Origin of the sequence: Xanthomonas sp. NCPPB 3583 (assembly GCF_041475715.2) — a bacterium.
Lineage (GTDB): Bacteria > Pseudomonadota > Gammaproteobacteria > Xanthomonadales > Xanthomonadaceae > Xanthomonas > Xanthomonas euvesicatoria.
This window is the reverse complement of the sequence record NZ_CM191263.1, coordinates 131,403-151,793: the sequence shown is the minus strand read 5'-3', so window position 1 is coordinate 151,793 and position 20,391 is coordinate 131,403. Positions and strand designations below refer to the sequence as shown.

The window sequence follows — 20,391 nt, the reverse complement described above, 5'->3', positions numbered from 1 at the left end:
CGTTTCCTACTTTCGTGGTACCGCTAGCATGTTATTGCGCTGAGTCACCTCAGCTACCTCGCCCTCAGCTATCAGACGCAATCGCGCGCCCTTGCCGGTGCCCCCGCCCTGCAGCGGCAAACGCACAACCGCCGTCCTAGGCACCAAATCCTGCGGAGCCTCCAACGCCGGGAATGCAGCTCTTGCCAACTCCTTCCCACGCCCATCCTCCAGCACCACAAACCCGGCCGGTGCATCGGCATGGCCGAGGCTGTGCACGGTCACCTCAATGCCGTCTGCGGTCACCCGCACGTCGCCATGACCAATACCCAAGTCCGGGCGTAGTTCGACCGGGGTGGTGGCTGCGATACGTTCGAGCTGCAGGACGGTGGTGCGGCCTGCGGGGAAGTCGATGTCAATGGAAGCGCTTTTTTCGAAAGCGACCTCTTGCGTTTTACCCGCGCTGTCGAGCTTGCCGTCATTGACTTTGCTCACGCCTTGGGTGATGCGCCATTGGCCCGGGGCGACGTTCCAGCCGGTCATGCTGGCGCGCTGAGGTTTACTGGAGGTGTTGTAGGCGATGACGGTGAAGCGGTCTTGCCGGGGTGCGGGGATGGCGATGGCGACCTGGGTCGCCGCTTCTGGATCGGCGAAGCGCCAGCTGACGGTGTGGCCGGGGTAGGTCTGGTTGCGCTTGAGCGCCACGCCGCCGAGGCGTGCGCGCTGCAGGTTGACCGTGGGGGATTCCACGCGGTCGCTCCACCAGTGGCCTTCGGTGTTCATGTAGAAGTTCTGCAGTTTCTCGTGTGCCTCGCTGCGGTAAATGGCGGCGAGATACTCGAGATTGCCGGTTTGCTCCCAGGCCACGTGATGCAGGAAGTCCGGGGCGCTGCCGTCGTCTTTATTTGCGGCATCGATGAGCTTGCCGCTCCAGTCGCTGCGCTTGCCCATGACATCGAGAAAATTCTCGTTGAGCAGCGAGAGGCCATTGGGGCCGCTGTTGGCAACGCGGTAATCGATCGGCTTGAGATAGCGATCTTCGCCGGTGAAGCGGTAGGCGGCCCAGAAAGTGTGCAGCGTGTCGGCGCCGCCGCTGCCTTCGAACAGTTCGCCGCCGCGGGTTTTGCCGGTTTGCCAGTTGATCTCGTTGGGCAGGGCCCAGTTGCCCTTGGCGTTGGTGTAGGCGTGGGCGAGATAGCCGTCTGCTAACCCGGTGACGATGCGGCGGCTGTTGGGGTCGGCGTTATAGCCGCCCAGCAGGATGGCCGGGTGCACGATGGGAAAGGAATACGGTTTTTGCCATTGCCAGTTGGGCTCGCGGTAGACCTTGCGGCCGCCGAACCAGTTGCTGGCAAACAGCAGGTGGCCTTGCGGGTTGACCTGGATGATGGTGTCGAAGGCCTTCACCGTTTCCATCAGGCGCTCGACGGTGCGTGGGTCGCCCCAGTTGAGATATAGCAGGGCGCTGTTGAGGTTGATGCCCTCCTCGTAGGAATGCAGCTCGTCGGTTTCGATGGTGGACAGGCCGTTGGTGAACATGCCGTTGCGGTAGTTGGCATCGGACAGCGCCAGCATGGAGGCGTTGAGCATGTCCGGATCCACGCCCATCAGCGCAACGCCGGGCCATTGCTGCACCAGGTCCGAGTCATCCGAGATGCCGCCGCCGAAATCGCCGTAGGCCACCTGGCGCTGCTCGATCCACCAGCGGATATAGCGGCGGGTGGCGCTGAGGTCCTGCAGCTGCCAGAACGCCCAGGCCGGCACGCCCTTGGGCACGGGGGGCAGTTCGACCGGCAACGCGCCCTGGTTGGCGTAGCTGATGTCGTTCCAGTACTGGCGGCCGAGGGCGTGGTCCGGGTCGACGCGTAGCAGGTCGGTGATGTCGGCATCCAGCCGTTTGTAGAGCAGCTGGCGCTTGGAGGTGGTGTGTTCTTCGACCAAAAAGCCCCAGTTGTCCTTGACCTGGTTGAAGCGGTCGGCAACGTGCTCTTTGATGGCCTCGGCGCGCGGTTTGAACACCAACTGCAGCTGGGTGCCGTCGAGCGCGTTGGCGTCGAAGCCGGGCGCGGCGGCGGCGATGCTGAGCATCAGGCTGTCGTTGCTGAGGATTCTGTCGCGCAGGTCCAGCCACAGCGTGCGCGCCTGGCCGGGGGCCACCGCGACCGAAACATCGATCATGTCGCGCGCGGGCCAGATGGGGTCCTTGATGCGGATGTTGAGCGGGATGCTGCCGTTGTGGGTGGCTGGCAGGTTCAGCGCCGGCAAGGTGATGGCGATGCCGTCCAGGCCGTCGTGCATGTTTTCCCAGCCGTAGGACCAGCTGCGCATCAGCGGCTGATCCGGCGGCGGGTCGCCCAGGCTGGAGGGCACCAGGATGTGCACGATGGGGTGCTGATTCGTTGTTGCGGTCTTGTCGCTGGGGCGCTTGCGGGCCGGCGCCTTGGTGGGCAGCGCAATCACGGTCTGCCGCTCGCCCGGCGGGTAGCGGCCGGCGATGACACCGCGCAGTTCGGCGAGGTTGTCGTAGTCGGGCTGGATGTCGCTGCGCACGGTGTAGCTGAGTTGCGCGCTGCCTTTGGGCACGGCGCCCGGCTGCACGTTGTAGGCCCAGATTTCCTGGATGGGGGTTTCCTGCGCGGTGTTGGCAAAGCGCAGCGTGCCGCCGCGGCGCTCGGGGAACTGATCCACGCTGCGCACCACGCCTTGTTGACGTGCGAACAGGGGTTGCGGCTGTGCATTAGGTGCAGCGTAGGTGGCCTGGCCGTAGGCGGCGCCGCGTAGTTCGATGCGGTTGAAGGGTTCGTCCGGCAGGGAAAGGTCGAGCGCTTTTCCGCCTTCGACATAGGTGTTCCAGTCGGGCAGCTGGAAGTAGTCGTTGCGTCCCGGCAGCCGCGAGCGGTTATAGACGCCGGGCCAGGTGGTTTCGGCGATGCCGTCGGTGGCCTTCCACATCCATTGTTTGAGGTCGCGCGCGTCGGTGAATTCCACCTTGCGGATGCGCGTGACCGGTGCGGTCAATGCGGGCGGTGCATGGCCGTTGTCCCAGCCGTAGCGATGCAGGAAGGCGGCGTATTGCGCGTCCGCAGTGATGGCGGGTGCGGTGGTGGGTTCCTGCAGGCGCGCGAGTGCGGCCGCGCCGCCGGCGTCGAGCATGCGGTCGTAGATGCGGATCTCGTCGAAGTCGCTGCCGCGCAGGAAGTTATAGCGGCTCTGCACCTGGTGCGGCGACATCACGCGGCCGGCAAGGCCGAACTGGTCGAGCGCGGCGTCGTAATCGAGCGAACCGCCATTGGCGCACGGCGCGCCGCAGTGTGCGCGTGCGGCTTCCTTGCCATCGACATACAGGCGCACGCCGCGGGTTTCGTCCCAGGCAAACGCAATGTGGGTCCAGTCGCTGGCGGCCGGATTCCTGTCGAGCTTGAACGAGACGCGGGTGCGCGCGAGATTGGCATCGGTGACGAAGGCATCGAAGCCGTGGCCGTTCCAGTCGATGCGCAGCCAGGCCATGTCCCAGCTGGTGTGGTCGGCATAGCCGACGCGGAAGATCACGAACGGCGCTTCGCCGACCGGGTAACGCGAACGCCAGAAGAAACTGAGCGTGCCGCGCTGGGTGTAGAGGTTGCCGGGCGCATTCCACGACAGCACGCCGTCGTCGGCCCACTCGATGGCGTTGCCGCGTTTGCCGGTGGGCACCAGCGCGATCTTGTCGCGGAAATTGGGCACGCCATCGCCACGGGCCACATCGGCTTGCAGGCTCTGGTCGGCCGAGACGCGGAACAACAACTCCGGTGCATCGGCGGCGGCCGCACGCATCGGCAGCGCAATCAACAACAGCACACTCGTCCACCACTTCTGCACGCTCACTGCCTGACTCCTCAAAAAGCATCGCCGCACGGGGTCACCGCGCGGCGAATATTCGAAACTGCATGGGGATGACAGCCCCACGCCGGCACGGGTCTGCCACATGTCTTGCCCGGCGCCGCGATGGCCTGCATAGACTACGCGGTGCCAGCCTGCGCGTGCATCGCACCTTGGCCGCCACTGGACGCACGCTGATGACCAGGGCGGTGCGTTGTGCGCGGCGCGGGCGGGTTGCCATCCACCACTGCATTGCGTGCAGCGGTGTGCGGCCAGCGGTGCGTCGTACAGATGCGTTGCACCGTTGATCTCGCGCCCGCTACGCGATGTACGTAGCGGGCGGATATCTCTTGGCGCGACTTGGCTGCACTCAGAACTTGTAGCGCAGGCCCAGCAAGTACTGGCGGCCGGTTTCGGTGTACTGCAGCGGCAACTCGCCGGTCTGCGGCGACCACACCCATTCGTCGGACGCTTCGTTGGTGAGGTTGATGCCCTCCAGGCTCAACTCCAGCTGCTTGCTGATCTTGTAGCGCAGCGAGGCGTCGATCATGGTGGTGCCGGTCATGCCGTGTACGCCATCCACGTTGAATCCCGCTTCGGTGCCGGGGGCCTGGGTCAGGTAGTCGTCGCGATTGGTGGCCGAGATGCGGCCAGCGAAGGACTCGCCCTCGTAGAACAAGGTCGCATTCCACGACGAGCGCGACAGCCCGGTCAGGTCGTTCTTCATCACCGGTGCGCCGGTGCTGGACAGGTACTGGATCTGCGAATCCACCCAGGTGTAGTTCAGTTGCACGCCCAGGTTGGCCCACTTGCCCGGCAGGAACGTAAATGGCTGGACATAGTTCGCTTCCACGCCCTTCAACTCGCCACCGGGCGTGTTCAACGGAATGCTGAAGGTGAAGTCGTCGTTGATGCTGGCGCCGGTGCCATCCAGCAAGGAGGCCGGCAGGCCACTGCTGGAATAGGGGCGCACTTCGCGTGCGGTCTGGATGAAGCTTTCGATGTCCTTGTAGAACACGCCGACGCCCAGCATCGCGCCTTCGTTGAAGTACCACTCCAGGCCAAGATCGACATTGGTGGCTTCGATCGGATCCAGATCCGGGTTGCCGCCTGACACGGTGCGTGCGCCGCCGGCCACGGCCACGGTCACACCGGGCGTGAGGCTGCCCAGGCCGGGACGCGACATCACCTTGGCCGCGCCCAGACGCAGCAGCAGGTCGGGCGCGAGCTCGGCCACCAGGTTGAACGAGGGCAGCGTGTTGTTGTACTTGCGGCCCACCGTGGTCAGCGCCGGCGCGTTGTTGATCAACGCATAGCCGGTGGACTCCTGCTCGGTGCGCACATAGCGCACGCCGAAATTCCCCGACAGCGGGATGGATCCCAGGTCGGTGGAGAACTCGCCCATCAACCAGACGCCGCGGTCCTTTTCTTCGACGCTGCGGGTGTTGTTGGCACGCGGCGCCACGGCGTAGGTGCCGGTGTTGCTGTAGATGCCGAGCTGGTTGGCCACGGCATCCAGATTGGGAACGACCCAGTTGGACGGGCTGCCGTTGATGCCCTTCAGGCCTGCCTGCTCGGTCAGGTCCGTCGGCACGATGCGGGTGCCATTGGCAAAGGTCGGCACCGACACTTCGCTGGCGCGACGTAGCTCAACCGTGCTGAAGGTGTAGTCCTTGGCCAGCACGCCACCCTTGAGGCGGAAGCCGGGGCTGATGTTCCAGTTGAAGTCGATCTGCGCCGTATCGAAATCGTTGTCCACCGTCTGCGGACGCAGGCGGATTTCGGCCAGTTCCCACCCGGCAGGATTGGTCGGGTCGATGCCGTAGTTCAGCACCGGCGCGCGGTTGTTGCCGCGATAGTCGTAGCTGTACCCGTCGACGTCGTACTTGTCCATGATGATGGTGGTCTGCACCGGGTTCTCGTGCGCCGAGCGCGAGGTACCGACACGGCCGGACACGGAGAAGGCATCGCTGAAGCGATGCTCCAGATCCAGGCTGACCTGCTTGAACTCGGTGTTCCACTCGTCGTGGCGGTTCTCCGAGCGGATATCGACATTGTCGAATTCGCCGTACACCAGCGCGTTGTTGCGGATCTCGCCGTTGCGCACGATGGTGGTCGGCTTGCCGTCGCGGTCGGCGCGGCGCGGCGTGCCGCTGTCACGACCGCGGCTGAAGGAGATGGCCTCGATGTAATGCTCATCGCGCGTGGCGTCGATCTTGGAGTACAGCGCGTCCAGCGAGATGGTGGTGCGGTCGGTGGGCTTCCACTGCAACGAGCCGGTGACGCCCAGGCGCTGCTGGTCGTGTTCCATCTGCACATAACGCGGGAAGCGCGGGTGGTACACGTCGGCCGAGCGTGCGGCCGCAAATGGCGATGCCGCACTGAAGTTGCCGTTGCTCGTCCCGTTGGCCCAGCGGCCGGTGTTGGAGCCTTCTTCCAGCACCTGCCGCTCGGTGTAGGCCACCGACAGCAACGCGCCGAAGGTGTTGTCGGCCCAGGTATTGGCGATCAACGCAGCCACACGCGGGTTGGCCTTCTCGGCCATGGCGTTGTAGGCCGCCTGGCCACTGGCGGCAAACGTAAAGCCGCTGTAGTCGAACGGGCGCGCGGTGCGCAGGTCGACGGTGGCCCCCAGCGAGCCCTCTTCCACATCGGCCGAGGCCGTCTTGCGTGCGATCAGCTGCGAGAACAGGTCCGAGGCGAAGACGTTGAAATCGAAGCCACGGCCGCGGTTGGTGCCGCCGCTCTGGTCGCCGGCGCCCACGGTGGTGAGCGCTTCCATGCCGTTGATGCGCACGCGGGTGAATTCCGGGCCCAGGCCACGCACCGTGATGGCGCGGCCTTCGCCAGCGTCGCGGGTGATCACCACGCCAGGAATGCGCTGCAGCGACTCGGCCAGGTTGAGGTCGGGGAACTTGCCGATGTCCTCGGCCACGATGGCATCGACCACGCCGGCTTCGCCGCGCTTGATGTCCAGGGCCTTCTCGACGCTGGCGCGGTAACCGGTCACCGTAACAGTGTCCAGGTCAACGGCGGGCTCGGCGGGCGATTGGGCGGCGTCTTGTGCGGCAGCCTGGCCGCTCAGCGCCAGGCCGATCGACAGCGCAAGCAAGGTAACCGGTGTCTTCCGGCTGGTGGTCCGAAATTGCATGTCCTCCCCTCCCAAGGGTCCATGAACAATGTGAAATAGCGGGTTGAGAGCGGCAATGACACCGCTGGTCAAAACGACGTTACCAGCTGAATCGTCCCGTAACATCTTGCAGCGCAGCAGAAAACGCCACCAAATTTCCGAAAAACGGGTGCAAGCGGTCACTTCACGTCGCATCATGGCCGTAGCAGCCGGCATTTCGTGCCGGCTAGAATGACACCGATGGTCATCCAAATGCGTGGCGGCGCCCCCACCGCGTCACGCATCACCCAGCCGAGGTAATTGCCGCATGAGCCGTGCCCGTATCCTGTGTTTTGGTGAGTTATTGCTGCGCCTGGGGGCGCCTGGTCAAGCGCTGCTGCTGCAGCAGCCTCGGCTGGACGTGCACTGCGGCGGTGCGGAGGCCAACGTCGGCGTATCACTGGCGCATTTCGGCCACGAGGTGGCGATGGTCAGCACGGTGGCGGACAACCCGTTGGGCGCCGCGGTGCTGGGCGAACTGCGCCGGCACGATGTGGATACCCGCCATGTGCGGCGCGTGGACGGCCGCATGGGCCTGTATTTCTTGACCACCGGGGCGATCCATCGCCCCAGCGAAGTGATCTACGACCGCGCCGACTCGGCCTTTGCGCTGGCACCGGCCGAGGCCTACGACTGGCCGCGTCTGCTGGAAAGCGTGCAATGGCTGCATCTGTCCGGGGTGAGCCCGGCATTGGGCGCGGAGGTGGCGCAGGCCACGTTGGCGGCGGCACGTGCCGCGCGTGCGGCCGGGGTGAAGGTGTCGTTCGATGGCAACTACCGGCCCAAGCTGTGGCAACGCTGGCAGGGCGATGCGCGCGGCATCCTGCATCAGCTGTTTGCCTGCGCGGATGTGGTGTTTGCCGACTACCGCGACATCGGCGTGGTGCTGGGCGGCGAGTTTGCGCAGGACACGCTGGAAGCGCGCGTGGAGGCGGCCGCGCAGCAAGCCTTCGCTGCCTTCCCGCAGCTGCAGTTGATGGCGTGCACGCAGCGCGTGGCGCACAACGTGGACCACCACAGCCTGGGCGCGATGCTGGTGCCGCGCGATGGCGCGGTGGCACGTGCGCCCAGCGAGGAACTCACCCCCATCATCGACCGCATCGGCGGTGGCGATGCGTTTGCGGCCGGCGTGCTGCACGGCCTGATCGAAGGCTGGTCGTTGGAGGACACGGCGCGCTTCGGCCTGGCCGCCGGTTGCCTGAAGCATTCGATTCCCGGCGATTTCAATCCGCTGTCGGTAGCCGATGTGCAGGCCTGCGTGGGCGATGCGCGGTTTGATGTGAAGCGGTGAATCGGGAGTGGGGAATTGGGAATCGTAAGAGCACTGGCGTTTGTGTCCTGGCGGTTGCGATCGGGTATGCCGCACCCAGCACCGCCCGCATAGCCATTTCGTTGATTGCTCCAAGGGTGCTCGACATGCGTCTGAACGCCTTTGGTGTGATCACCGCATAGCAGCTGCAGTGCGCAGGTTAATCGCTCTGTATTGCCGCTGGTTGCCGTAACGCGGCCCATTCTTCTCCAAGGTGGCACAGAGCCGGTCTTCGCCACAGGGAGCTAGGTCGGCACGGGACACGCGATCCAGGTAGTCGATGGACGCTCGAAGCTGTGCGAGTTCGGTTCGCTTTTCGGTGATCATGCCAACCGAGTAGGCCACCGCACCCAGGCCCAACACGCCGGCCACGAGCATCGTGGCGGATGCAATGCCCATGCGTCGCGTGATCTTTGTTTCCAAGGACTGCTGGGCCTGCGCGTAACGTCGAGTGGCTTGCTGCAATGTCTCATCCGCAGTGGCCATCTCTTTGTTGAACCGCTTGGCGGCCGGCTCCAATGTCTGCGTCAACGCTTGATTGGTCAGCTGCGTCAACCGCGGCAACGCATTCTCCAGTACCTGATTGACCTTGGCATCGGCGCTGCTGGCCGCGTGTTGGACTACCTGAAGTTGCTCGGCGACCACCTCGCGCAGCCGTTGTTCGCGCTGCTGCATGGATGCCACCAGCGTCGTCAGCGCTTTGACCGTTTCCTGCAGCGAGGCGTTCGATGCGTTCAAAATCGCCATCATTTCCGCCATTGCGGCGGCGTCTTGCCTGTCCATGGGGTCTCCTGAGCTCGGCTGGTCACGGAAGCGATTTTGACTAACCGCCACCCCCTCCACCACCACCGCCTCCTCCCCCGCCGCCGTCTCCACCCCCACCGCCGTCCCCTTGGGGACCGCTCTGCATCGGTCCCTTGGCAAACTCCGGCAGCGTCATCACCATGACCGGCCCGCGGCTGGTGTTGATTTCCGCTGAGACATCCATCCCCAGCGCCTGACGTGTGGTGGCGAGCTCCTGGGCCTCCTGCTGGGCCTGCGCCTCCAGGAACTCGTTGCCTCTTTTGATGAGCGCCTGCGTCGCTGCGCTGTTGGCGACTCGGTTCAGCGCTTGCTCGATCGCCAACTCGTTCTTGCTGTCGAGCGCGTAGAGGACCTCGTCTACGTCCGGGTCGCCCGTGATGGATTTGCGCTCAGCTTTCGACGCGTCGTTTGGCGCATTCTCTTCCCCTGGACCGGCAAAGCGCTGAACTGGAGATGGGAAGGCATCGGCTTGCTCAGCCGCTTCACTAGGCGAGCGGCCACTTGGTTGGTGCGCGCTGAGTGCATCCATGCTGCTACCTTCCTGGTCTAGCGCCCTCCTTTGAGCGAAGGGATAAGGTTCTCCGCGCTCGCGATACTCCCTCCATTCCTGGTGGAAGCGTTCGTCTTCCCGATCCGCCGCCTCAATCTCCTGTTGCAGTTGACGCAGCGAGCGCATGGTCTCTTCCAGGAAGATTGCACCACCCGGGTCTGCGGCGCTGCGGTCATGTGTCGGGGTCGATTGAGTGCGTTGGTTTTCCGCGTCTGGTGCACCCGCGGAGGAGCGACTTACCGCACTGGCTTCCAGGGACTGCTCGTGTGCTTGCGCGAGGTGTGCTGCTGGCAGCAAAGCCGCTTCCTGATAGGCATGCGGCGCGTCTGAAGGATGGCGCTGACCTGTCCCCGCATCTCGTTCAAAAGTGGAAGACCCCGCGGACTGCGATGCAATCATCGGTTCTTCTGACGCAGGCGTTGTTGCGGATATGACGCGAACAGGCTCCACCTCCCGCTCACGCGCCACGTCTTGCTGACGGACCGATGCTGGCTCCATCTCTGCTTGCTGCGTTTGCACCTGGGGATGCAGTGCTGGCGGCACCGCATCGGCCTCCGCGCTTTGCAAAGGTTGGTTGCCGGATTCCTGGCCCTCGAGTGCAGGAATCGGCAGGCGTGAGGCATCGCGGCTTTCAACTGCCTGCATTTCCAACGCGCGTTCCGCTTCTCTTGCTTGATGCAACTGCGCGCTGCCTGAACCATGTGCCTGGGTCTGTGGGTCGGGCGTAGTGTCAGCCGCGCGTTCGCCTGTCTGTTGGTTATGCGCCTCTAACTGCTGGTGGGCGTCTGACTGCTGCAACTCGGGCTGCGGCGTTTGTTGAGCCAGCGCCGCATCCGGAGCGTGCGGCTGAGGATCGGCTTGTTGCGAGGAGTGCTGGCTGGGGTCTTGCTGCTGCGCTTGCTGAGCCTGACGTTCCTGGACTTCGACCCGCGTGGCTTCTTGAGCCTGGCGCTCTTGCTGCTCCCGCTGCTGGTTGTCCTGGGCTTGGCGCTCCTGCGCCTGACGTTCCTGGACATCCCTTTCCTCACGCTCCTGCAGCTCGCGTTGCTGGCTGGTCTGTGCCTGCCGCTCCTGTAGTTGGCGCTCTTCTAGCTCACGCTGCTGCTCTGCTTGGCGTTGACCTTCCAACAGCGCGTGCGCCTGGACTGCCTGTTCGCTCTGCGCCCGATCCTCGCGCTCTGGCTGTGCCTGCTGGAGGTGCTCGCGCACCTGCGCGGCATGCTGCTCTTGCGCGAGGCGATCTTGCTGTTCGCGTTCTTGTCGCGCCTGCGCCGCGACAGAGGCTTGCATGCGCGCCTGGATATCCAGCACCTGTTGCGGATTGGAAGAGTCAGACGTAGAGCTGTCTGTTTCCCCTTTTGCTTCGGGCGCCCGTGCAAGGGCTGGCGGCTCTCGCCGGCTGCCTTGCGCCTCGCTCAACGCCTGCCGAATGTCCTCGCTGCTGGTGACGGCCACCACGCGAGTCACCCCATCGCTGCCGCGCTGGAGGTGCGCGATGGGGCTGTCATAGCCGTATTGGCCGGACTCATTGCGCTGCAACTGCTGCATGGTCGGCCCGGTGATGCCGTTGGCGTCCCTGGTCCGCTGCGAGGCCAGCGCCACGGCATGCTGGGTCTGCGGGTTGACGTTCAAATCGACGCCTGCGGCCCGGTAACGGTGCAGCAGCTCGTTCTGCTCCATCTGTGCCGCCGTGGGAGCCGGAAGCGCATGGATCGCTGCCAAGGCTTCCTGGGAGCGCTCGATTGAGGGCTGCCGCAGTTTGTCGGTCAGTTCCAGCTCCACCGCCAGATTGCCAGTGGCGACGCCATCCTTGCCGGCCCACTGCCCAGACTCGTTCCGCTGGTAAAGCTGGGCGTCCGAACCTAGCACCGCACCGGGCTTGGCCTGGGCGGCTTGGACGGCCGCCGGCACCTCCACTCCATAGGCATGGGCCCGTTGCGCGGCGTGGTTTTGCAGGTAGGCGGCGGCAATGGCTTCGCGCCCGGAGGCAATGTTGCTTTCGATGCGCTCCAAGGCTTCCTGGTTGAGCTGCTGCGCGCGTTCCGGGGAAGCGGTTTGGTGTTCATAGCTGCCACGGTCGTTGGCACCGGACACGGCGGTTTTGACTTGGCGCTCCCATGCCTGGCTCTCGGGATTGCGATGCCAGTTCTGGTTGTCTAGTCCAACCTGGTCGCTGGCCCGTGCTGGGAGGTTGAACGGGTCCTGGGGCGGCGGGGCTTTGCCCAGCGCCAACTCCACTGCCTTGGCGTTGGCAAGCGCGCCCAGTTCCTGCGATTTCTCGTAGCTGGCCACCACGGGCTGCTCGCCCGACGTGCGCCGGCCATCCTGGGCAAGTTCGATGGCCGCTTCGCGCTGCCAGTCGCGGCCGTTGAACTGCCACTCCACGCCCGCCTTGTCGGTCAGGTGGTAGATGGCGCGGTTGTCCAGCAAGTCGGCGCCTTTGTCGAACGCCTTACTCATCAACAACGCATCGCCAACCACTAGGGCAGCAGGTATAAAGCCGCTGCCACCAATCGCGGCGGCGGTGGACGCGCCACCGGCCCAGCCGCCGACGTTGCGCGCTAATGCATGGGTGACTTCGGACTGCGCGGCCGTTGCATTGCCTTGTTCCAGCAACTCGGCCGAGCGGCGCGCGGTTAGCACTGCGTCTGCACCTGTCGCCAACAAGCCACCCGAGCGCACCAAGGTACTGGCCGACGCATTGCCCAGCAGCACTTCCATGGACGCGGCACCGCTTTGACCGCGAGGAATTCGCAGAGGTCTGGCGGCTTCTTCGCCCAAGGTGTTCTCAACAACAGCAACACCCCCCGGCGATATGGTCAAGCGTCCACCGTGGTAAGCGTTTGAAATAGCCTGAGACAAACTATGCCGCTGGAGTTCGACTGCACCACCGCGGGTCAGAGGATTGGGGACGCTCTGGATATGTTGGAGTGTGCCCACCACACGGCCTTCGGTATGTGTCACCGCCGCCCAGCCGTTATCCACCGCCGCATAGCCCTTCAGGCTCTGGAGTTGCGCAACATGGGCCTGTCCATAACCGACTTCGTTGCGAAAGAAATTCTGGACGTTTGGGCGAATATCGTCGGCGCGAAGGCCAAGTGGCGCATTAGTGTGCAAATCGCCATTAATGAGACCCACACGAACCGTGTCGCGGAGGGTCTCTACGCGTGCTGCAATTCGATCCAGGGCTTCTGGGTCGCCGCTCCGTGCGTCAATGTAGTCGGTGCTTCGTTGCAAACGCCGCAAGTTTTGCTGGAGCCCGATCTGGTAATCCGAGATAGGACCACCGCTATGCGGTGTGATGCCCAGTGTTTGTGCGAATGCAGGATCGGCTGGCAGGAATATCCGGTTTTCCGGGGCATGAATATTGAATTCCCCCTTTTCTGCCAGCATCTCCAAAAGTGGGCTTCGTTCAAGCGTCCTTTGCTCGATGGCATGGTGGTCTTGAAAAACAGGTCCGTTGCGAGGCATGAAGCAGGCTCCTTACTTCTCAGCGTTACCGCGCTGCTAGATGTCCGAGGCGTCGATAAACCACAGGCCGTCGGCATCGGTGTCGGTAGCAATACCTGCGGCAGCAGCCGCATCCTTGAAGAACCGATCGCAGAAGACCGTGTCGTTATAAGGGGTCTTGAAAACATGTGCGGCACCTAGCCGGTCATGCTTAAACGTGACGCTTGTGCCACCAGTCAAATCGTAAAACTTACCGTTGATGAACTCTTCGCCAGTCTCGATGGAGAGTATGGAAGTCGATTCGTCCAATGCGTCAATCTCTTGGACCACGTCACAGAGATAGTAGCGCGGCCCCTCCGCTCCATCGGCGAGGCGGTAGTCTACTTCCGCAAAAGCAAAGGCTTTGGGATCGACCGAGAGCATGACTCGATGAAGCCTCTCAGACACAAGCCAGTAGCCACTAAAACCAGCTTCCAAATCCCGCGGGGGAACACCTTTGCTTGGACTGTAGATCAATTGAGGCTTCTCCCGTAGCTCAGGAAAGCCCCCCCCTTCTGGCAAAAGAATCAAGCGCGGCGGCGTCAGCAATCTATCTAAGTTCACAAAGACGACGCCATGCCCGGGACCGTTGATCGTGCCCGCTTCGAGGATAAAGAACTCACCCCCTTTGGGCTGATTGGCTGTCGTCGTTTCCATTGATGGTATCCGTCATTAGATTTATGTCGCTAGGATCATTGCGTCAGAGTCTAGCGCCGCAGTCGCACTTCCGGGCACACAGTGCAACGGTAGTACTATGTCCGTTGTTTTGCATTTCTGACCTGGCACCCCCGGGTCTGACGCTCGGGATTGCGCCGCCAATTCTGGTTGTCTAGTCCTAGTTGGTCGCTGGCCCGTGCAGGGATGTTGAACGGGTCCTGCGGTGGAGGAACTCTGCCCAGCGCCAACTCCACGGCCTTGGCGTTGGCAAGCGCGCCCAGTTCCTGCGATTTCTCGTAGCTGGCGACCACGGGCTGCTCGCCGCTCGTGCGCCGGCCATCTGGAGCGAGGTCGATGGCCGCTTTGCGCTGCCAGTTGCGACCGTTGAACTGCCACTCCACCCCGGCCTTGTCGGTCTGGTGATAGATGGCGCGGTTGTCCAGCAAATCGGCGCCCTTGTCGAACGCCTTGCTCATCAACAGCGCGTCGCCGACCACTAAGGCCGCAGGCACGAAACCGCTGCCGCCCAATGCTGTCGCAGTAGACACGCCGCAGGCCCCCCAGTCGCCAACGTGGCGGGCCACTGCATTACGCAGAGTCGCGATTCCGAGTTGCGACTCTCGGTAATCACCCCAACTCGATGCAATCGAAGGTGACGTCCGTCTCCACATCGGCGTCGTAATCCACGTCGGTGCGCTCGAAGCCGAACAGCTTGAGGAACTCGTGCTTGTAGCCGGCGTAGTCGGTGAGCTCGAACAGGTTCTCGGTAGTGACCTGCGGCCACAACGCCTTGCAGGCGTCCTGCACGTCGTCGCGCAATTCCCAGTCGTCCAGGCGCAGGCGGTTTGCGTCGTCCACCTGCGCCGGCTGGCCGTCTTCGCGGTACAGGCGCTCGCGGAACAGGCGGTCGAGCTGCTCGATGGTGCCTTCGTGCAAGCCCTTTTCTTTCATGATCTTGTAGACCATGGAGATGTACAGCGGCATCACCGGAATGGCCGCGCTGGCCTGGGTGACCACCGACTTGAGCACCGCCACATTGGCGCCGCCACCGCGCTTGGCCAGGCGCGCATTCAAGCGCTGCGCGGTGTGGTCCAGATCGACCTTGGCCTTGCCGAGTGCGCCATGCCAGTAGATCGGCCAGGTGATTTCGGTGCCGATATAGCTGAAGGCCACGCTGCGCGCGCCATCGGCGAGCACACCGGCGCCTTCCAGCGCGTCGATCCACAATTCCCAATCCTGCCCGCCCATCACGGTGACGGTATCTTCGATCTCCTGCGCGCTGGCCGGCTCGATCGAGGCCTGGATGATGGTGTCCTTGTTGGTGTCGATGGCGGTGGCGGTGTAGGTCTGCCCGATCGGCTTGAGCGCCGAGCGCTTCACTTCGCCGCTGCCCGGCAGCTTGCGCACCGGCGAGGCCAGCGAATACACCACCAGGTCGACCTGGCCGCCCATCTCGGTCTTGATCAGCTCGATCACCTGCGCGCGTGCGGCATCGGAAAACGCATCGCCATTGATCGACTTGCTATACAGCCCGGCCGCCTTGGCATGTTTGTCGAATGCGGCCGAGTTGTACCAGCCGGCCGTGCCAGCCTTGCTGGCGGTGCCGGGCTTTTCGAAGAACACGCCCAGCGTGTCCGCACCGAATCCGAAGGCAGCGGTGATGCGCGAGGCCAGGCCGTAGCCGCTGGACGCGCCGATCACCAGCACTTTCTTGGGGCCGTCAGTGCGTACGCCACGCGCACGCGTTGCGGCAATCTGCTCGAGCACATTGCGCTCGCAGCCAAGCGGATGCGTGGTGGTGCAGATGAAGCCGCGCACTTTGGGATGGATGATCAACGTGGACTCCTGGTCAGCAAGATGCTGGCGGCATCTTAGTGCGTGTGGCGCGCGCGAAACAGCCTGATGCGTAACACACGCCGCTGTATGGAAGCACGTGAGGGCCGCCGCGGGGCAGCCTGACGCCAGCACCTGCGCGCGCGCCGCAACGAACAGCGACCGCAATCGACTCACCCGGCAGCGGGCTGTGCTACGTTTCGGCCCTGCCGTGCCGTGCCTGGCCGCGCCTGAGGGCGATTGTCGAGGCCCCTTCCAGTTGTGCGACCGGTTATTTGAGCGATGTCTCTTCGAAGCGAGCGCGTCACGCAGCTGGGCTCCGTTCCGCGGTTCCGTCTTGGGCCATTGCTGGTCGAGCCCGAGCGGCTGACGCTGATCGACGACGGCCAGACCATCACGCTGGAACCGCGCATGATGGAAGTGCTGATCGCGCTGGCCGAGCGCGCCGGCGAGGTCATCAGCGCCGAACAGTTGTTGATCGAGGTGTGGCACGGCAGCTTCTACGGCGATAACCCGGTGCACAAGACCATCGCCCAGCTGCGCCGCAAGCTCGGCGACGACAGCCGCCAGCCGCGCTTCATCGAAACCATCCGCAAGCGTGGCTACCGGCTGCTGCCGAAGGTGGTGTTTCCCGACGATTACCGCGGTGCGGTGATCGGTCCGCAGGCGTGGGGGAACGGCAACCCGTACATGGGGCTGCAGGCATTCGACCCGGCACATGCAGACGTGTTCTTCGGCCGCAGCCATGCGATTGCGCAGGTGCTGGGCGCGTTGCGCGCGCAATTGCACAGCCAGCGTGGGCTGGTGCTGGTGAGCGGCGCCAGCGGCTGCGGCAAGACCTCGTTGCTGCGCGCCGGCGTGGTGCCGTTGCTGTGCCAGCCCGGCGGCCTGGATGGGCTGGAGGCCACCGCGGTGGCGTACTGCAACCTGGCGCAATGCCGCGGCGGCGATGTGCTGGATACGCTCGCACGCGCATTAAGCGAGTGGGCACCAGGCGGGCGCGCCGTGTTGTCGCCGGCGCAGACGGCACGCCTGCCCGAATGGCTGCAGCAACCTGCGCCGCTGCATGCGGCCATCGACGAGGCGATGCGCCAAACCGGCCCGGCGCGCGAGAACGTGCACACCCGGCGCCATCTGCTGCTGGTCATCGACCATGCCGAAGCGATGGTGGCCACGCCCGGCATCACGGCCGCCGATCGCGCTGCGCTGGCGGCCGCCTTGCACGCGCTGTGCGCCAGCGCGCACGTGGCCGTGCTGATGCTCACCCGCAGCGATTTTTATCCGCGCCTGATCGATGCGCTGCCGGACATCGTCGAGCTCAAACGCGGCGATGGGCACGTGGATCTGCTGCCGCCACGCGATGGCGAGATTGGCCAGATCATCCGCGTGCCGGCAGCGATGGCCGGGCTGCGCTTCGAAGAAGACCACAGCGGCGCCGGCCGCCTGGACGATGTGCTGCGCGATGCCACCACGCGCCAGCCCGATGCGTTGCCGTTGCTGCAACATCTGCTGCATGCCCTGCATGCGCAGCGCAGCGACGACGGCTTGCTGACATTTGCCGCGTATCGCGCCCTGGGCGGCCTGGAAGGCGCGCTGGCGCATCATGCCGAGCGGACGTTTCGCGCATTGCCTTCCAATGCGCAGGCCGCGTTGGGCGAGGTGCTGACGCTGCTGAGCGTGATCCACCCCGACAGCGATGCCGTCACCGCGCGGCGTGCGCTGTGGTCGGCATTGCCGGCGAGTGGCGCAGCGCGCGTGCTGGTGGATGCGTTCGTGCATGCGCGCCTGTTCGTCAGCGAGCTGGTGGCCGGCGAACCGGGCTTTGCGGTCGCGCACGAAGCCTTGTTGCGGCAGTGGCCGCGTGCGGCCGAGTGGATCCATGAAAACCGCCGCCTGCTGCAGGCGCGCAAGCGGCTGCAACTGGCGGCACAACGCTGGGCCGCCGAAGGCCGGCGCAGCGATCACTTGCTCAACAGCGGCCGCCCGCTGAGCGAAGCACGCGAGGCTGCGCGACGCATGCCGCAGGATCTGGACGCCCTGGATCATGCCTTCCTGCGCGCCTGCGAACGCTCGCAACGCCAGCGCCGCAGCGTATACGCCGCCGCCGCCGCACTGCTGGTGGTGCTGGCCAGCGCCTCGCTGCTGCTCGGCTGGCAGGCGCGCCAGGCCCAGCAAGTGGCCGAACAACGCCGCGATCAAGCGCAGCAACTGGTGGGCTACATGCTGGGCGATCTGGCCGAGCAGTTGCGCACCGTGGGCAACCTCAAACTGCTCGATAGCGTCGGCAGCCGTGCGCTGCGTTATCTGGAGGATCTGCCCGAGTCGGGCATGGCAACCGGTGATCTGATCAACCACGCACGTGCGCTGCGTACCACCGGCGAAGTGCTGATGAATCAGGGCAAGCTGGAAGAGGCGCAGGCCGCATTCACGCGTGCCGCGTCCACTGCCGAGCAGGCGCGTACCCAGGCGCCGGACGCAGTGGAGGCGCATGCGGAAATAGGTCAGACGGCGTATTGGCTGGGCAACATGGCCTATCGCAGCAAACAGTTTCCGTTGGCACGCACCCATTGGTCGCAGTATCTGGCCGCCAGCGAATGGTTGGTGCGCACCGCGCCGGATGATCCACACTGGCAACTGGAGTTGTCGTACGCGCTCAACAATCTTGGCACGCTGGCGCGTAGCGAAGGGCAGGCCAACACGGCGATCGGCTTGTTCGCCCGCTCGATCGCGCTCAAACGCCAAGTATTGGCGCGTACCCCAGACAACGCGTCCGTGCGCTATGAGCTTGTCGACAGCCTTTCCTGGCTGAGTCTGGCGCAGGAAACCCAGGGCCTGCTGGCACCGGCCGAACAGGGCTATCGCGAACAGATCGAAACACTGCGCCTGCTAGTGCAGCACGATCCCGATGCCAACGCCTGGCGACGGCGCATGGCCACCTCGTTGGTGCGCACCTCCAATCTGGCGCTGGCACGCGGTCACCTGGCGCAGGCGCAAGCCGACGCGCAAGCCAGCGTGGGGATGCTGGAACCACTGGTCGCGCAACAGCCGGACAACCGCACCTGGCGCCGCGATCTGGCGCATGCCTATGCGCAGGCCGGCTGGGTGGCCGCGCTGGACGGGCACGCCGCTGCTGCCACACGCCAACTCACCCAGGCGCGGCAAACGCTGGCAGGCGTGCTGGCGCACCAGCCGCTGCCGGAATGGGAATGGCTGGACGCCATCATCGCGCTTCGCTTGAATCGGGTGCAGGGACTGCACGGCGACCGTCAGACGGCCAGTCTGGCGGCGATCGTGGCGCGGCTGGATGCCTTGCATCAGGCCAAACCGGCCGACCTGATCGGCGTGTCGGCGCTGGCGACTGCATTGGTCTGGTATGGCGAACAGCTGGACGCCAGCGGCGATCACGTCGGTGCACGCGCCGCCTGGCAACGTGCCGTGGCAGTGCTCGGCGCCGATATCGGCAATAGTCGCGACAAGACCTTGCTCGACCCCTGGATTCGCGCACAGATTCATCTGGGTCGGCGCGCTGCCGTGACGCAACAGCTCGGATGGCTGTATCAAGCGGGCTACCGCCACCCGGGATTCGTTTCCCTCTATGCCCCGCTCTTCAAGGAATCACCAACGTCATGACCGATCCCAAGATCATCCCCATCACACTGACCGTGGCGCACGTTGAGTTCGGCGGCAATACCGGCAGGGGCGCCTACTTCTACAGCTTCTCGCCGGACCTGCTCATCTGTGGCAAAGGCGAACAGGGCGTGACCCTGCGCTACGCGTTCTGCAAATCGGTGCCCCACCGCTTCAAGATCATCAGCCTGCTGAATTCCGATTCGACGGGGCAGATCGGCCCGGCGGAAATTGCCTCCGACGGCAGTTGGGTGCAGGTGGTCAATGCCAATAAAGACCGGACACTGATCTTTTTCAGCGTGGTGGTGAAAGATACCCACACCGGCAAGCATTTCAGCTGCGACCCCCAGGTCGGCAACGATCCGGAAATTTCGCCGACCGAATTCGGGCGTCACTGATCCTTGAGTCCATCTCCGTCCGACGGTTCGCCGCCGGACGGGAGCCGCCGCGCGATCGAGCGATGGCTCAGTTGCACACAATAAGAGACCCGACCGCCGCGGAGCGCCTGCATGCAGGTGCTCAGTTGGTGTCCCGAACGTAGGTATCGATTGCCTTGGGCGTCAGGGCAATCACGCGACCTGCAGGAAAACTGGATATCACATAGTTGTCTGGCGCATCGCTTTTGAAAGGCACGTCGAACGTGGACGCTAGAGTGCGCGCCCACCCTTCCGGGTAGGTGCTGCCGCTGACATGGACAACACTCATCGAAGGCCAATGCACTTGGCGTTTTGTCTGCGGATCCGTCAGGTCGGCCTGGCCGATCAGCACCCGACGCGATTGGAGAGGACGTGTTTTGGCACGTGCTGCCGGCTGCAGCTTGAAGCTATAGGTTCCGCTTTCAGGGTAATGCAGCTCGATGATCGATGCCGGCGAGGCAACGGTGACTTGAAATTCTTTCTCGTACCCGGCTTTGGTTGACCTGGCGCCCTCAAGCAGGCGCCACTGGTGATCGGCAATCGGACGCGCCGATACGATGACCGCGCCCCCTTGTTCCAGTATCGGCGCGTCGAGGGTCACGATCAGTCGCGACGATAACCTCGGCTGCTTTGCACAGCCGGTGGCGGCCATGAGCAAACATGCGATAGCCAAAACGGCGCAGCCAATCCGATACCTGCC

10 protein-coding genes and 1 pseudogene are annotated in these 20,391 nt (G+C 64.3%); 3 read left to right on the top strand and 8 right to left on the bottom strand.

Features of this window, described 5'->3' with window-relative positions; genetic code table 11:
- Positions 1 to 6 precede the first annotated feature (6 nt).
- A complete protein-coding gene (locus ACCQ07_RS00625) occupies positions 7 to 3,843 on the bottom strand; it encodes a LamG-like jellyroll fold domain-containing protein (protein ID WP_372363690.1) in 3,837 nt (1,278 codons plus the stop codon).
- Positions 3,844 to 4,207: 364 nt separating this feature from the next.
- Positions 4,208 to 6,988: a TonB-dependent receptor gene (locus tag ACCQ07_RS00620; RefSeq protein WP_372363689.1), complete on the bottom strand. Its 2,781-nt coding sequence runs from the start codon at positions 6,986 to 6,988 to the stop codon at positions 4,208 to 4,210.
- Positions 6,989 to 7,274: 286 nt separating this feature from the next.
- On the opposite strand from ACCQ07_RS00620, the gene ACCQ07_RS00615 reads away from it, so the two are divergent.
- The gene (locus ACCQ07_RS00615) at positions 7,275 to 8,297 is read left to right on the top strand and encodes a PfkB family carbohydrate kinase (protein ID WP_372164861.1); all 1,023 of its coding nucleotides are present in this window, start codon (positions 7,275 to 7,277) and stop codon (positions 8,295 to 8,297) included.
- Positions 8,298 to 8,447: 150 nt separating this feature from the next.
- Here the strand turns inward: ACCQ07_RS00615 and ACCQ07_RS00610 are convergent, their stop codons facing one another.
- From ACCQ07_RS00610 to fabV, 5 genes and pseudogenes are all read right to left on the bottom strand, one after another.
- Positions 8,448 to 9,098 carry a hypothetical protein gene (locus tag ACCQ07_RS00610; protein WP_372164859.1) on the bottom strand — a complete coding sequence of 217 codons (651 nt, stop codon included), beginning with the start codon at positions 9,096 to 9,098 and terminating at the stop codon, positions 8,448 to 8,450.
- Between the two features lie 40 nt (positions 9,099 to 9,138).
- Positions 9,139 to 12,390, bottom strand: coding sequence for a coiled-coil domain-containing protein (locus tag ACCQ07_RS00605; protein WP_372165794.1), 3,252 nt, complete (start codon positions 12,388 to 12,390; stop codon positions 9,139 to 9,141).
- Positions 12,391 to 13,176: 786 nt separating this feature from the next.
- A complete protein-coding gene (locus ACCQ07_RS00600; RefSeq protein WP_218553956.1) occupies positions 13,177 to 13,815 on the bottom strand; it encodes a DUF1629 domain-containing protein in 639 nt (212 codons plus the stop codon).
- A gap of 110 nt (positions 13,816 to 13,925) precedes the next feature.
- Positions 13,926 to 14,411, bottom strand: a pseudogene (locus tag ACCQ07_RS00595) (hypothetical protein); the annotation flags it as partial.
- A 31-nt stretch (positions 14,412 to 14,442) separates the two neighbouring features.
- Positions 14,443 to 15,651: an enoyl-ACP reductase FabV gene (fabV, locus tag ACCQ07_RS00590; protein ID WP_218497294.1), complete on the bottom strand. Its 1,209-nt coding sequence runs from the start codon at positions 15,649 to 15,651 to the stop codon at positions 14,443 to 14,445.
- A 279-nt stretch (positions 15,652 to 15,930) separates the two neighbouring features.
- Here fabV and ACCQ07_RS00585 point away from each other — a divergent pair, with 279 nt between their 5' ends.
- Both ACCQ07_RS00585 and ACCQ07_RS00580 read left to right on the top strand, forming a co-directional pair.
- Entirely contained in the window at positions 15,931 to 19,278 is a 3,348-nt protein-coding gene (locus ACCQ07_RS00585) for an nSTAND1 domain-containing NTPase (protein ID WP_057681989.1), read from the top strand.
- Positions 19,275 to 19,673 (top strand): hypothetical protein, encoded by a 399-nt coding sequence (locus ACCQ07_RS00580; protein ID WP_031420549.1) that lies wholly within the window; start codon positions 19,275 to 19,277, stop codon positions 19,671 to 19,673. The genes ACCQ07_RS00585 and ACCQ07_RS00580 overlap by 4 nt, the downstream gene beginning before the upstream one ends.
- A gap of 121 nt (positions 19,674 to 19,794) precedes the next feature.
- Here the strand turns inward: ACCQ07_RS00580 and ACCQ07_RS00575 are convergent, their stop codons facing one another.
- The gene (locus ACCQ07_RS00575; protein WP_031420548.1) at positions 19,795 to 20,343 is read right to left on the bottom strand and encodes a hypothetical protein; all 549 of its coding nucleotides are present in this window, start codon (positions 20,341 to 20,343) and stop codon (positions 19,795 to 19,797) included.
- Between the last annotated feature and the right edge of the window lie 48 nt (positions 20,344 to 20,391).

Excerpts from the sequence above, each read along its gene's own strand:
- ACCQ07_RS00620 (WP_372363689.1), bottom strand. The coding sequence starts at position 6,988 with ATGCAATTTCGGACCACCAGCCGGAAGACACCGGTTACCTTGCTTGCG.
- ACCQ07_RS00615 (WP_372164861.1), top strand. The coding sequence starts at position 7,275 with ATGAGCCGTGCCCGTATCCTGTGTTTTGGTGAGTTATTGCTGCGCCTG.
- ACCQ07_RS00610 (WP_372164859.1), bottom strand. The coding sequence starts at position 9,098 with ATGGACAGGCAAGACGCCGCCGCAATGGCGGAAATGATGGCGATTTTG.
- ACCQ07_RS00605 (WP_372165794.1), bottom strand. The coding sequence starts at position 12,390 with ATGGAAGTGCTGCTGGGCAATGCGTCGGCCAGTACCTTGGTGCGCTCG.
- ACCQ07_RS00600 (WP_218553956.1), bottom strand. The coding sequence starts at position 13,815 with ATGGAAACGACGACAGCCAATCAGCCCAAAGGGGGTGAGTTCTTTATC.
- ACCQ07_RS00585 (WP_057681989.1), top strand. The coding sequence starts at position 15,931 with ATGTCTCTTCGAAGCGAGCGCGTCACGCAGCTGGGCTCCGTTCCGCGG.
- ACCQ07_RS00580 (WP_031420549.1), top strand. The coding sequence starts at position 19,275 with ATGACCGATCCCAAGATCATCCCCATCACACTGACCGTGGCGCACGTT.
- ACCQ07_RS00575 (WP_031420548.1), bottom strand. The coding sequence starts at position 20,343 with ATGGCCGCCACCGGCTGTGCAAAGCAGCCGAGGTTATCGTCGCGACTG.